This window comes from Streptomyces sp. NPDC058674, from assembly GCF_042716505.1.
GTDB lineage: Bacteria > Actinomycetota > Actinomycetes > Streptomycetales > Streptomycetaceae > Streptomyces.
Genome location: NZ_JBHXSC010000020.1, coordinates 63,912 through 77,072, shown reverse-complemented (window position 1 = coordinate 77,072; position 13,161 = coordinate 63,912). Strand labels below are relative to the sequence as shown.

Below are 13,161 nucleotides of genomic sequence, written 5' to 3'. Positions count from 1 at the left end.
GGTGTTGGGGGGGGGTTGGCCCCCCCCCCCCCCCCGGGGGGGGGGGGGGGGGGTCCGGGGGGGGGGGGGGGGGGGGGGGGGGGGGGGGGGGGGGGTTGGGGGGGGCGGGGGGCCCCCACGATCCCGCCCTCTCGCACGTCCGGGGCGGCGCGGGTCACAGCCGCTTGGCGCTCCGCAGGGCGGCGGCGTAGTAACCGTTGCCGTCGAGGCGGGAGGCGCCGCCCTTGTCGCCGATGGTGGGGCCGTTGGCCTCCTCGCGGCTCGAAATGAAGATCTTGTGCCCGTCGGTGTCGTTGCCGAGGTACATGCCGGTGTGGTCCAGCCGCTCGCCCGAGCGCGCGTCGAGCTTGAAGAAGACCAGGTCGCCCGGCTGGAGGACGTCGGTCGAGGCCGGCCGGTCCTGCGGGGCGACGCCCTTGAGGGGCAGGATGTCCACGCCGGTCTTCGAGCGGGCCATGCCGTTGGCGGTGCGCGGGAGTCCGTTGCCGCCCGTGTCGGAGGCCATCAGCGGGAAGCGGCCGCGGTAGCCGAAGACCGTGCGGATGAAGCCGGAGCAGTCCAGGGACCGGAGCTTGGCCTTCTCCGGCTGTTCCGTGGTGCCGTTGCGGAAGGTGTAGGGGGTGCCCAGGTAGTCGTAGAAGTCCGACTGCTCCAGGCGGAGGTCGCTGCCCGCGGAGCCCTTCGGGTTGAGCGGCCCGAAGGCCGCGTCGCCCGCGTACTGGAGGCCGGCGGCGTCCTTCTTGGCCGGCGCCTGGTCCCCGTACTGGAAGGCGACCGCGAAGAGGTCGTCCTCCTCGCTGCCGTAGTACTTCTTGAACCAGTCCTGGAACCACTGCTCGCGCTCGGCGCCGTTGCGCCAGCTCTCCGGCAGGAGGCGCACCCAGTTGTCGGTGACGACGCGGGTCCGGGTGGTGGCCGGCTCGGTGAAGGTGCGGCTCTTGCCGGTGAGCGACGCGGTGCGCGCGCCGTCCGTGAAGGTGGCGAGGACGGCTCCGTCCGCACCCCGCAGGACCGAGCGCTCCGGGTTCTTCAGCCGGTCCCACTTCTGGGCGCCCTCCTGGCCGCCGCCCTTCTGCACCCGGTCGGTGACGCGCAGCACCTCGGGGGCCTGGGCCTGCTCCTCCTTGCGCAGCTCGTAGGTGAAGTACGCGCTGGCGGCCAGCAGGAGCGCCACGACGGCGGCGTGCAGGACGGGGCGGGTGCGGCGGGCGGGCTTGGCGGTCATCGGTGCGCTCCGGGCGGTGCGGGTGATCGGGCGTGGCGTCGGTCAGGCGTGCGGCATGAAGCCGAGCAGGATGCCCGAGGTCAGGACGACGTACGTCATGAGCGTCGCGGACCCGGTGGCGAGCAGCGTGGCGCCCTTGGGCTGGCGGACGAGCTGGTAGGCGATCAGTCCGGGGACGATGAAGCCGAGGGTCTGGTTCGCGTACAGCAGGGGGAACTTCATCTGGAGCACGATGACCACCGTGGCCTGGAGGAGCACTCCGATGAGGACGACGGCCGCGAACAGGCGCTTGCCGTAGAGGATGACGAACTTCTGGGTGACGAGGGTGAGCGCGTACGTCAGGGCGGTGATGCCGACGACGAGCGCCGCGCGCTGGAGGTCCTCGATGAGGGTGAGGGCGAGCCAGCCGGGCGTGATCATGCCGCCGGGCGAGAGGTTCGTCGTCAGGTAGCAGAGCAGGGAGAACAGCAGGCCCAGCGCGATGCCGATCGCGGCGATCTCGGGGGTGAGGACTGCGGGGATCAACGGGGTTCTCCTGGACTCTGCCACCGCGGGTTCGGGTGGGGCTCGTGCGGGTGGGGCGGCCAGGGCTGCTCGTACGACGCCTGCGGCGGGTGCGGGCCGCCCTGCGGCTGCCGGGCCTGCGGCTGCTGCGGCGGGTACGGAGCCTGCGGCTGCGGCGGGTACGGAGCCTGCGGCTGCTGCGGCGGGTACGGAGCCTGCGGCTGCTGCGGCGGGTACGGGGCCTGCGGCTGCTGCGGCGGGTGGACGTACTGCCGCGGTACGGGGGGCTGCGTGAAGCGGGCCTCCTGGGCCGCGGTGAGGTCCGCGTACGGGTCGAGGTGGGTGGCGTACAGCGGCTGTGCGGGCGCGGCCTGCCGGGGCTCGGCGCGCTCGCGGTCCGGGGCGCCCTCCTCGGGCTCCTCGGACTCCTCCTCGAAGCCGGGGAGTTCCGCGAGGTGTTCCAGGAGGATCTCGCCCTGCCCGTGGATGTTGCCGATGGCCACGAGGGAGGAGCTCTCGCCGAGGTGGCCGAGCAGTTCGTTCATGAACTCTCCGCCGTCGCGCTGGTCGCCGCCGAGGTCGACGGCGCGTCCGCGCCACTCGGCCGGGATCGCGTCGATGGCGCTCTTGGCCGGGTGCCCGATCACGAAGACCTTGTCGGGCATCAGGTCGGGGATGATCGAGCCCATCTGGCCGTTGCGCTCGACGCGGTCGGGGCGGCAGTTGATCACCACGTTGAGGGGGCGGTCGACGGCGCCGAGGTCGAGGAGCTGGTTGATGTTCATCAGCGTCGACTCGGGGTCGTTGGCGGCGAAGACGTTGGCGAAGCGCACCCGCTTGCCGCCGGGGGCCACGTACCGCTCGACGGAGAGCACGCCCGGGTCCGGCGGGGCGTCGTACATCCCCTGGAGGGCGGTCTCGCGGTCGACGCCGAGGAGGTCGGCGACGGTGAGCGCGATGGCGACGTTCTCCTTGAAGGTGAACCAGCTGAAGCCGCGCAGCTCTTCGTCGCTGACGGTGTCGGGGTCCGCGTAGACGAGCGTGCAGTTCCTCGCGTCGGCCTCCTCCTGGAGGACGTGGAAGCGCTCCTTCTCGGCGGTGACGCAGATTCCGCCGTGCGGCATCGAGCGCGACAGGGAGCGTGCGATGTCGTCGAGGGTGGGGCCCATCTCGGCGACGTGGTCCTCGCGGACGTTGCACAGCACGCCGATGGTCGACTGGATCAGCTTCGACTGGTTGATCTCCTGGAGCGCGGGCATGACCGCCATGCACTCCATGACCAGCGCGTGCGGCCGGTAGGCGGCGGCGCGCCGGACGATGCCGATCTGTTCGACGACGTTGGCGATGCCGAACTTGCGGTAGACGGGCTCCTCGGTGGCGTCCGGGTGGATGAAGCGGGCCGCGGTGCCGGTGGTCTTGGCGACCGTCAGCAGTCCGCCGCCGCGCAGCGCTCCCGCGCACAGCCGGGTGATGGAGCTCTTGCCGCGGATGCCGTTGACCAGCACCCGGTTCGGTATGTGCGCGAGGTTGGCGTAGTGCCGCCGCTGCTCGACGATGCCCGCGACGAGCATGACCAGACAGCAGACGAGCAGCACGCAGTAGAGGAAGAGCACGGTGGATCAGTTCCTTCCGGCCGGGGTGGCACGGCCGGGCGTCCGGCCGGCGGCGCCGCCGGCGGCCTCCCGCTTGCGCTGCTCCAGCAGCTGCAGGCGGATGACTTCCAGGCTGCGGGTGACGGCGCCGACCTCGTCGTGGTGGGTCGGGTAGACGACGGTGCGGCGGTCGCCGTCGGCGAGTGCCTCCGCGCGGTCGGCGAGGGCGCGCAGCGGTCGTACGACGATGATGTGCATCCAGCCGAGGCAGGCCGCCGCGCCCGTGAGGCCGAGCAGTCCGGCGAGCACGGTGCGGTTCTGCGCGGTGTAGGCGGGGATCTCCAGGCCCTTGGCCGGCTGCCAGGTGACGACGGTCCAGTCCAGGGCCTGGGCCACGCCTCCGCCGGTCATCGGCGCCGCGGCGGCGATGGTGACGCCGCCGTCGCGGAGCAGGGCGCTTCGCGGGCGCGGGCCCTTGTCCGCCTTCCCGTCCGCGGCGTCCTTCCCGTCCGCGGGCGCCTTCTCGTTGGCGGCGGTCACCAGGGCGTCGAGCTTGGCGTCCGAGAGCGGTGTGAAGGCCAGGTAGCCGTTGTTGCCGCCGACCACCCGGTGCTCGGCGTCGACGACGCGCACCTCGCCCAGACCCGGCCGCTTGAGCAGGGCGTTGAGGAAGTCGATGCGCAGTTCGCCGACCACGGCCGCACCGCCCAGGCCGGGTGCCTCGGCGTACTCGGTGATGACCGGCTGGTTGCCGCTGTCGACGAGGGTCACGGCCTGCTGCGAGGGGCCCTTGCCGCCGGGGTGGCGGGGCTTGCCCCCGGCGCGGGCCAGGACGGTGCCGTCGGCCTTCAGGACGTAGAGGGACTCGTAGCGTCCGTGCTGGGCCCGGGTGTGCTCCAGCACCTTCGTCATCTCGGCGGCGGAGGTCCTGTCGCTGATGGCGGAGGCGACGGAGGTGAGGTCGGCGTGTCCCTCGTTGAGGGCGCGGCGCACCCGGTCGGCCAGGGTGTCGGTGCGTTCGCGCTGGTCGTCGACGATCGTGCGGGGCACCTGCACGGAGGCCCCCGCGCGGTTGAGGGCCAGCAGGAGCGGCGCCGACCACACCAGCAGCAGAATCCCGCACACCGCGAGGAGCGCGCGGGTCCCGATCCGTGCGCGGCGGCCGGTACGGGGGCCGGCGGCTTCCGCTCCGGCCTCGCCGAGGAGCTGGCGGCGCAGCCGGTCGAGGGCGGCGCCGATGCGGGCGGTCTCCCCGTACTTCGGCACGGTGACCGGACGGTTCAGGTCGCCGCGGCCGATCCGGCGGCTCTCCAGGAACAGCCGGAGCAGGGGGCGCTGCACGGTCACCACGAGCAGGGCCACGGCGAGCGCGCCGAGGACGAGCAGGGCGCCGGCGGCGGCGATCCAGAAGAAGGAGTCGACGACGGCGGAGCGCTCCTCGGCGACGCCGACGAACGAGACGACGGTGAGGCCCAGCGCGGTCGCGTCGGTGCCCACACCGGGCTGTGCGCCGGTGAGCTTCGCGTATCCGGCCACGGAGCGGTGGCCGGACCTGGAGTCGCCGAGCAGGCTGCCGCTGACGCCGGCGAAGCCGCCGGAGCCGGGCTCCTTGGCCTGGAGGGGGTGCTGGGCGGACTTCCGCGCGACGGTCTTCGCGAACTTCCCGAGCTGCTTCCTCTCCTGCTCGGAGCCGCCGATGCCGTCGCTGCCGAGGACCTGTCCGGATGCGTCGAGGACGGCGATGGCACGGGACCTGCCCAGGCTGACGCCCGGGACCTTCAGGCTGCTGGAGGCGACCAGGAGCTGCTGGGGGCGGTCGGGCCAGGACAGCAGGGCCAGGGTGAGGAGGCGGGTCTCGCCGTTCTCCAGCCGGACCATGCGGGGGGCGAGGCCGGACGGGCCGTTCAGCTGCGTCAGGTCGAGGGCGGTCAGCGGGAGGTTCTCCCCGCGCTGCGCCTGCAGGCGCCCCGACTTGATCTCGATCACGGCCGTGCCGCGCCACTTCTGGTAGACGCTGCCGAGCTTGTCGAGGACGGAGTCGGGGGAGACCGGTTCGCCGGAGCTGAACAGGGAGGCGGTCCTGCCGATGTCCGTAATGCTCTCGTCCAGGGAGGCGCGCAGGGCGATGGCGCCGTCCTCCGCGAAGTGCTGCTGCGAGGTGAGGACGGCCGGCGGTACGGTCTCCTTGCCCACGTGGCCGAGCTGGAACGCGGTGAGGGCGGCCAGGGCCAGCAGCAGGGCGGACAGGGCGGCGATGGGCGGCCGGATGCCGCCCAGCAACGACATGTCGGCCCGGCGGCGGGTCCGGTGCCGCCGCTCCGATCGCGACGCGGCCAACGCGGGCTCCTCTTCGTTCTGTCCTGGAGCCGGTGCGGCCGAGGGAGTGTGCTGATCTGGGGGTACGGGGGGGGTGGGCGCGCGGGCGCGCCGCGGGGCCTCGGCGCGTCAGGTCAGGGCGGGCCGCTCCGCCCGGCGGGGCGGGTCGTCGCGGGGGTGTTCCCGGCGGCCGGTACGGCTCTGCGCAGTCCGAACGCGCCGCGGCGGGCCGGGAGAAATCCGGGCACGGGGGCGGGCGGGCCGAACCGAAAAGCGGAGGAAGAGGTACCGGAGGGGATCACTCCGATATTTTCATATGACTATGAGTGCTCCACGGACCAGGCGAATAACGATTGCGGTTCTGTGCGGCGCGTTCCTTGCGCTTTGCGCCATTTTGGTGCTTTCGGTGATCGGCCCGGGAGACGTGTCGCAGGCCCGCCCCGCGGCCCCCGCACCCCGGCCGTCCTCAGGCACCGACCTGGAGCAGCGGATCGCCCGCTTCACCTCGGGGTTCGTCGGGCGCGGCGGGTACCGCACCCCCACGGACGGCGAACGGCAGGCGTTCACCAAGGCCTTCGCCCACCTGCTCGACGGTGACACGGAAGCGGCGCGGGCCGGCCTGGCCGAGATCGACTTCACCCTCCGCACCGTCACGGACGCCGCCGGCGGACGCCGGTACGCCGAGGTGGCGGACGGGGCGAGTGAATCGGGCCACACCGCCCGCGGCTGGGGCCGCGTCTACGTCGATCTCGACCGGCCCGTGCGCTGGTCGGTGCAGGTCCCCCACCCCGTCGCCGACGCCCGCACCGAGCTCCTGGGCGTACGGGTGCTGCGCGGCGCGCCCGGCGGGGTGCTGGTGCTCGCCGGGGCCCACCGCGACGCGGGCGAGGGCGGCGCCGCGGACGTGGCGCACCGCGAGGACTCGGTCTTCCACGGCGTGGTGGAGGAGCTGGTCCGGCGGAAACTGCCGGGGGTCCAGCTGCACGGGTTCGCCGACGAGTCGTTCCGCGGGCGGGACGCGGTGGTCTCCACGGGCGCGGGCGACAGCGCCCTGGCGGACGCGGAGCGGTTGACGGCCGCCCTGCGGCGCGACGACCTCGACGTCTGCACGGCGTACTCGGCGCGGTGCAAGCTCGCCGGCCGGGAGAACGAACAGGGGCGGACCGCCGCCGACCGGCGGTCCGGCTTCCTGCACGTCGAGCTGAACAAGACGCTCCGGGGCGACGACGAGGGCCTCGACCGGGCAGCGGCCGCGATCACCACTCTGACGGACCGCTGGTCCCGCCGCTGACGGCGGCCGGGCGGGCGGCACGACCGGCACGACCGGGCCCACCGGCGGCCGGACTAGGGCGGACCGGGGTGGGGCGGGGATGAAGGGTGGGGGAAGGTGGGCCGTACGCATGCCCCGGGGGGGATGGTGCATGCGTACGGCTCGCCACCGGGCGGGCTTCTCCGACAGGGGGGGGTCGTACTGGCCCGCTGGAACGCTCGTTTCCCGAAACGGCGGGCGTAAACGGCTCCGTTCAGAAGAAGCCGAAAAAATGTCCGAAGCTCAGGCGACCCCTGCCGGCGCCGTCGTGCGGTGGCGCCCCGCCGCCGCGGCGGCCAGCCGGCCCAGGGCCTCGTCGCGGGCGCAGGCGTGCGCGCCGAGCGCGGTGTGCCGGGCCACGATGCCCCGCTCCGCCCGCATCAGCCGCCAGCCCCGGCGCAGCAGGAACGGCACGGACTTGCGGCCCTCCCGCAGGTCGCGGGCGAGACGCCGCCGGAAGGTGGTCGAGGGGCGCCCCCGCAGGCATATGGCGTCCGCGAGCAGGCCCAGTTGGCGGCAGCGGGTCGCGATGTCGGCGGCGAAGATGCCCTCCGCGATGAACAGCGGGGTGTGCGGGGAGCGGACGATGTCCAGGGTTTCGGTGCCCGTGCGCGCGCTGGTCGCGAGGTCGTACACCGGGACGTCCGTCCGTCCCGCGGCGCACAGTTCGGCAATCGCGGCGACGGCCGCGTCCGCGTCCCAGGAGGCCGGGGAGTCCCAGTCGATGTCGGAGCTGCCGTCGACCAGAGGGAGGGTGGGGTCGTCGCCCTCCTTGTAGAAGTCGTCGAGGCGCAGCACGGGCAGCCCTGAGCGGGCGGCCAGCGAGGATTTTCCGGAGCCCGACGGACCGGTCAGCAGGACGACTCGGGTCGGCGAAGAGGAGGAGGAGCTCACGGGACACCAGTCTGAACCATTCCCCCGGGTAGGGGATCCTCCCGGTGGCCGGTTGGTATCGAGGATCACACCTCAACTACGCTGCGTGCGCACGCGACCACGACCTCAGGCGGGATTCCCATGGCACGTCACGCAGCCCCCTCCACCCCGAACCGGCTCCGCGCCGCGGGCCTGACCGTCTCCATGGCCGGTGCGGCCCTGGCCATGGCCGCCGGAGGCGCCCAGGCCGGTGAGCTGTCCGTACCGGCGGCCCTGGCCGGGGTCGCCGACCCGGTGGCGAACCTCAAGGTGAACCCGCTCGCGCACACCGGGGTGGACCCCCTCGACAACGGCGTGGCCACCAAGGTCGCGGACTTCCCGTCCGTCGGCACTGGCATGGTCACCGGCATCCTGACCCAGGGGCCGTCGGTCGGCGAGCTGCCCACCGCGGCCGTGACCTCGCTGCTCGGTCCGGCGCTCCCCCGGACGTAGCGGCACGGGACACGCGCAGGGGCCGGGGCACGCACGCGAAGGCCCCGGCAGCGCGGGGGACGCTGCCGGGGCCGGTTCGTGAGGGGTCTCTCGTGCGAGGACCCGCCCGCTAGTACGAGGACCCGCCCGCGCCCAGCGAACCCGTCGGGTGCCAGACCGTCTTGGTCTCCAGGAACGCGGTCATGCGCGAGGTGCCCGGATCGGCGCTCCAGTCGTCCACAGGCTGTGGACGCAGCACGCGCTTGAGGTTGTCGGCCGCGGCGATCTCCAGTTCCTTCGCCAGCTCCGCACCGGCTCCGGCCAGGTCGATCGCGTTGACGTCCTGGTGGGAGGCGAGGTGCGGACCCATCTCGGCAGCCTTGCCGGACAGGATGTTGACCACGCCGCCCGGCAGGTCGGAGGTGGCCAGCACCTCGCCCAGCGACAGCGCGGGCAGCGGCGCCCTCTCCGAGGCGATCACGACGGCCGTGTTGCCGGTCGCGATGACCGGGGCGACGACCGAGATCAGGCCGAGGAAGGACGAGTCCTGCGGGGCCACGACCGTGACCACGCCGGTCGGCTCCGGGGTGGAGAGGTTGAAGAACGGGCCGGCGACCGGGTTGGCACCACCGGTGATCTGGCCGATCTTGTCGGTCCAGCCCGCGTACCAGACCCAGCGGTCGACGGCCGCGTCCACGACGGCGCCCGCCTTGGACTTGGACAGGCCCTCCGCCTCGGCGACCTCGCGGACGAACTGCTCGCGGCGGCCCTCCAGCATCTCGGCGACGCGGTAGAGGACCTGGCCGCGGTTGTACGCGGTCGCGCCCGACCAGCCGCCGAACGCCTTGCGGGCGGCGACGACCGCGTCACGGGCGTCCTTGCGGGAGGACAGCGGGGCGTTGGCCAGCCACTTGCCCTTGGAGTCCGTCACTTCGTACACCCGGCCGCTCTCGGAACGGGGGAACTTGCCCCCGACGTACAGCTTGTAGGTCTTGAAGACACTCAGACGCGTCGACGACTCAGACATCGAGGTACCCCTCCAGGCCGTGACGGCCGCCTTCGCGCCCGAAGCCCGACTCCTTGTAGCCGCCGAAGGGCGAGGTCGGGTCGAACTTGTTGAACGTGTTGGCCCAGACGACGCCCGCGCGGAGCTTGCCCGCGACCGCGAGGATGCGCGAGCCCTTCTCCGTCCAGATGCCGGCGGAGAGGCCGTACTGGCTGTTGTTGGCCTTCGCGACGGCCTCGTCGGGCGTACGGAAGGTCAGCACGGACAGCACCGGGCCGAAGATCTCGTCCCGCGCGACGGTGTGCGCCTGGGTGACGTTGGTGAAGAGCGTCGGGGCGAACCAGTAGCCCGCGGACGGCAGCTCGCACTCCGGGGACCAGCGCTCGGCGCCCTCGGCCTCGCCGGTCTCCGCGAGCGCGGTGATCCGGGCGAGCTGCTCGGCGGAGTTGATCGCGCCGATGTCGGTGTTCTTGTCGAGCGGGTCGCCCAGGCGCAGCGTGGACAGGCGGCGCTTGAGGGAGTCCAGCAGCTCGTCGTGGATCGACTCCTGGACCAGCAGGCGCGAGCCCGCGCAGCAGACCTGGCCCTGGTTGAAGAAGATGCCGGTGACGATGCCCTCGACGGCCTGGTCGATCGGGGCGTCGTCGAAGACGATGTTGGCGCCCTTGCCGCCCAGCTCCAGGGTGACCTTCTTGTCGGTGCCGGCGACGTGGCGGGCGATCTTCTTGCCCACGGCCGTAGAGCCGGTGAAGGCGACCTTGTTCACGTCCGGGTGCTCGACGAGGGCCGCGCCCGCGTCGCCGTATCCGGTCAGGATGTTGACGACGCCCTTGGGCAGGCCGGCCTGACGGCAGATGTCGGCGAAGAACAGCGCCGACAGGGGCGTGGTCTCGGCGGGCTTGAGGACGACCGTGTTGCCGGTGGCGAGCGCCGGGGCGATCTTCCAGGCGAGCATCAGCAGCGGGAAGTTCCACGGGATGACCTGGCCGGCCACGCCGAGCGGGCGCGGGTTCGCGCCGTAGCCCGCGTGGTCGAGCTTGTCGGCCCAGCCCGCGTAGTAGAAGAAGTGCGCGGCGACGAGCGGGAGGTCCGCGTCGCGGGTCTCCCGGATCGGCTTGCCGTTGTCCAGGGTCTCCAGGACGGCCAGCTCGCGGCTGCGCTCCTGGATGATCCGGGCGATGCGGAAGAGGTACTTGGCACGCTCGGAGCCCGGCAGCGCGGACCACTTCTCGAAGGCCTTGCGGGCGGCCTTGACGGCGCGGTCCACATCGGCGGCGCCCGCCCGGGCGACCTCGGAGAGGACCTCCTCGGACGACGGCGACACGGTCTTGAAGACCTTGCCGTCGGCGGCCTCGGTGAACTCGCCGTCGATGAAGAGCCCGTAGGAGGGGGCGATGTCGACCACCGAGCGGGACTCGGGAGCCGGTGCGTACTCGAATACAGATGCCATGGTGATCAGTCCACCGTCACGTAGTCGGGACCGGAGTAACGGCCGGTGCTCAGCTTCTGGCGCTGCATCAACAGGTCGTTGAGCAGGCTGGAGGCGCCGAAGCGGAACCAGTGGTTGCTCAGCCAGTCCTCGCCCACGGTCTCGTTGACCAGGACCAGGAACTTGACCGCGTCCTTGGTGGTGCGGATGCCGCCGGCCGGCTTCACGCCGATCTGGACGCCGGTCTGCGCACGGAAGTCGCGGACGGCTTCGAGCATCAGCAGGGTGTTGGCGGGGGTGGCGTTCACCCCGACCTTGCCGGTCGACGTCTTGATGAAGTCGGCTCCGGCCATCATGCCGATCCAGGAGGCGCGGCGGATGTTGTCGTACGTCGACAGCTCGCCGGTCTCGAAGATGACCTTGAGCCGGGCGGCGCTGCCGTCGGGACGGACGCACGCCTCCTTCACGGCCCTGATCAGCTCGTACGTGTCGAGGTAGCGGCCCGCGAGGAAGGCGCCACGGTCGATGACCATGTCGATCTCGTCAGCGCCGGCGGCGACCGCGTCGCGGGTGTCCGCGAGCTTCACGGGCAGGGCGGCGCGGCCGGCCGGGAAGGCGGTGGCGACGGAGGCCACCTTGACGTCGGCGCCGTTCAGCGCCGCCTTGGCGGTGGCCACCATGTCGGGGTACACGCAGACGGCGGCCGTCGTCGGGGTCGTGCGGTCGGTCGGATCGGGGATGACGGCCTTGGCGGAGAGCGCCCGGACCTTGCCCGGGGTGTCCGCGCCTTCCAGGGTCGTCAGGTCGATCATCGAGATGGCCAGGTCGATGGCGTACGCCTTGGCCGTCGTCTTGATCGAACGGGTGCCGAGGGCGGCCGCGCGGGCCTCCAGGCCGACAGCGTCGACGCCGGGCAGCCCGTGCAGGAAGCGGCGCAGCGCACTGTCGGACGTCGTCACGTCAGCGAATGCGGTGAGGGTGGTGGGCATGGTCACCACCTGAGCATATCTACGCGCGTAGCGACCTGTCACCCCCTCCCCCGCTTCCGGTGCGCAATCGACACCTCCGCTCCTGTTACGCGGCCATGACAGGAAGCGGATCATCCACCCGCACAAGATCAATAGATTTCGTACCAGCAGCCCGCCAGACACTCCTCCGGACTTCGACCCGACTGAGAAAAACGCGGCATGCGACTCTCCTCCACCCTTCCGAGACCTCGCCTTCAGGAGTCGTTATGCGTACCGCCCTCCGTGCCTCCATCGCCACCGCCGTCCTCGCCGGAGCCCTCCTCGCCCCCACCGGCACCGCGTTCGCCACCGCCGCCCCGCAGAGCGCGGCGGCCGCCCCGGGCGCCGCTGCCGACCGCTACACCGGGACGCCGGTCTACATCGGCGAGGGCCTGGTCGCGGTGCTGCGCAACGGCGCCGAGGGCCCGGAGGCCTGGATTCGCGCCGTCGGCAAGGACTGGAAGCCGGGCGACGTCCACATGGTCCGCGTCATGACCGTGCTGGACCGCAGCCACCTCTCCGGCACCGTGAACGGCCTGGACCTGGAGCTCGTCGGCGCGAAGACCGCTGCCCCGGTGCTCAAGGTCACCGCCACCGCCTCCGGCACCACCACGTCCCACCCGCTGCCGAAGTCCTCGGCGGGCGGGGGGCAGGGCGCCGAGTGCGTTTCCACGACCGTCCGGCTGGGCGTCGGCGGCACGCTGCTGGCCGACCTGACGACCACCCCCGCGGGGCCGCAGGTGCAGCTGGTGGACGGCGTCACCCACGGCGCGTACAAGAAGCTGACCCGCACGAACCCCACGCTGGCCGCGGGCGACCGGACCGTGGCCCGCATCCTGAACGCGAGCTCGGCCGAGCCGCTCTTCGAGTACGCGACCCCCGGCGGGCAGTACGCCTTCGAGACCGCAGCCTTCCCCGCGCTCCCCAAGGGCTGCCGCTTCGACCACGCCCTCACGAAGGGCACCGAGGCCCCGCAGCCGAACGGGCCCCTCACCAAGCCGTCCGCCGCGCCCTCCGCGAAGCCGAGCGCCGCCGCCCCTGCCGCCCCTGCCGTCCCTGCCGCCACCACCGCCGCCCCTGCCGTCCCTGCCGCCGCCGCCCCGAGGGCGCAGACGGCCGGCCAGACCTCGGTCATCCCCCGGGGCGGGGTCGCCGCGGGCGCCGAGATCGCCGCCGAGGAGGGCGTCGGCTCCGCCGCCGCCGCGTCGGCCGGTGGCCTCCTCGCGGTCCTCGCGGGTCTGGGCACCGCCTTCGCCCTGCGCCGCCGCGCCCGCACCCAGGGCTGAGGCACCCCGCCCCGGCCCTTCCTCCCCGTTCTCCTGCGGCGGGCCACCTCCTCGGTGGGCCGCCCCCGGCCGGTGCCCGAGCCCCCCCCAGGACACCCCCCGACCCGGCCTGCACCCCGCCGCCCACCACGCCGCCGCCCCGA

General features: G+C 72.9%; 11 protein-coding genes. 3 read left to right on the top strand and 8 right to left on the bottom strand.

Translation table 11 applies throughout. From position 1 onward, the window contains the following. Positions 1 to 154: 154 nt before the first annotated feature. From ACFWU6_RS13495 to ACFWU6_RS13480, 4 genes are read right to left on the bottom strand one after another with little or no spacing between them, the layout of a single operon-like run. Entirely contained in the window at positions 155 to 1,225 is a 1,071-nt protein-coding gene (locus ACFWU6_RS13495) for a C40 family peptidase (RefSeq protein WP_383807293.1), read from the bottom strand. A gap of 42 nt (positions 1,226 to 1,267) precedes the next feature. Then, positions 1,268 to 1,750: a poly-gamma-glutamate biosynthesis protein PgsC/CapC gene (locus ACFWU6_RS13490; RefSeq protein ID WP_030009641.1), complete on the bottom strand. Its 483-nt coding sequence runs from the start codon at positions 1,748 to 1,750 to the stop codon at positions 1,268 to 1,270. Further along, the gene (gene pgsB, locus ACFWU6_RS13485) at positions 1,747 to 3,342 is read right to left on the bottom strand and encodes a poly-gamma-glutamate synthase PgsB (protein WP_383980884.1); all 1,596 of its coding nucleotides are present in this window, start codon (positions 3,340 to 3,342) and stop codon (positions 1,747 to 1,749) included. Before pgsB ends, ACFWU6_RS13490 begins: the two co-directional genes overlap by 4 nt. Before the next feature lie 6 nt (positions 3,343 to 3,348). After that, positions 3,349 to 5,607, bottom strand: a complete 2,259-nt coding sequence (locus tag ACFWU6_RS13480) for a HAMP domain-containing protein (protein WP_383980900.1) — start codon at positions 5,605 to 5,607, stop codon at positions 3,349 to 3,351. A 436-nt stretch (positions 5,608 to 6,043) separates the two neighbouring features. Between ACFWU6_RS13480 and ACFWU6_RS13475 the strand changes: the two genes are divergently transcribed. Then, a complete protein-coding gene (locus tag ACFWU6_RS13475) occupies positions 6,044 to 6,928 on the top strand; it encodes a hypothetical protein (protein ID WP_383980882.1) in 885 nt (294 codons plus the stop codon). 261 nt (positions 6,929 to 7,189) lie between these two features. On the opposite strand, the gene ACFWU6_RS13470 is transcribed toward ACFWU6_RS13475, so the two are convergent. After that, entirely contained in the window at positions 7,190 to 7,906 is a 717-nt protein-coding gene (locus tag ACFWU6_RS13470; protein WP_383807380.1) for a uridine kinase, read from the bottom strand. A 54-nt stretch (positions 7,907 to 7,960) separates the two neighbouring features. On the opposite strand from ACFWU6_RS13470, the gene ACFWU6_RS13465 reads away from it, so the two are divergent. Continuing rightward, the gene (locus ACFWU6_RS13465; protein WP_383807303.1) at positions 7,961 to 8,311 is read left to right on the top strand and encodes a hypothetical protein; all 351 of its coding nucleotides are present in this window, start codon (positions 7,961 to 7,963) and stop codon (positions 8,309 to 8,311) included. 109 nt (positions 8,312 to 8,420) lie between these two features. On the opposite strand, the gene ACFWU6_RS13460 is transcribed toward ACFWU6_RS13465, so the two are convergent. From ACFWU6_RS13460 to deoC, 3 genes are read right to left on the bottom strand one after another with little or no spacing between them, the layout of a single operon-like run. Then, on the bottom strand, positions 8,421 to 9,317 hold the full coding sequence (locus ACFWU6_RS13460; protein WP_383807306.1) for an aldehyde dehydrogenase family protein: 897 nt from the start codon (positions 9,315 to 9,317) through the stop codon (positions 8,421 to 8,423). After that, entirely contained in the window at positions 9,310 to 10,746 is a 1,437-nt protein-coding gene (locus ACFWU6_RS13455) for an aldehyde dehydrogenase family protein (protein ID WP_383980880.1), read from the bottom strand. Before ACFWU6_RS13455 ends, ACFWU6_RS13460 begins: the two co-directional genes overlap by 8 nt. Before the next feature lie 5 nt (positions 10,747 to 10,751). After that, positions 10,752 to 11,714: a deoxyribose-phosphate aldolase gene (gene deoC / locus ACFWU6_RS13450; RefSeq protein WP_383807383.1), complete on the bottom strand. Its 963-nt coding sequence runs from the start codon at positions 11,712 to 11,714 to the stop codon at positions 10,752 to 10,754. Positions 11,715 to 11,959: 245 nt separating this feature from the next. Between deoC and ACFWU6_RS13445 the strand changes: the two genes are divergently transcribed. Continuing rightward, entirely contained in the window at positions 11,960 to 13,018 is a 1,059-nt protein-coding gene (locus ACFWU6_RS13445) for a hypothetical protein (protein WP_383980878.1), read from the top strand. Positions 13,019 to 13,161: the final 143 nt, after the last annotated feature.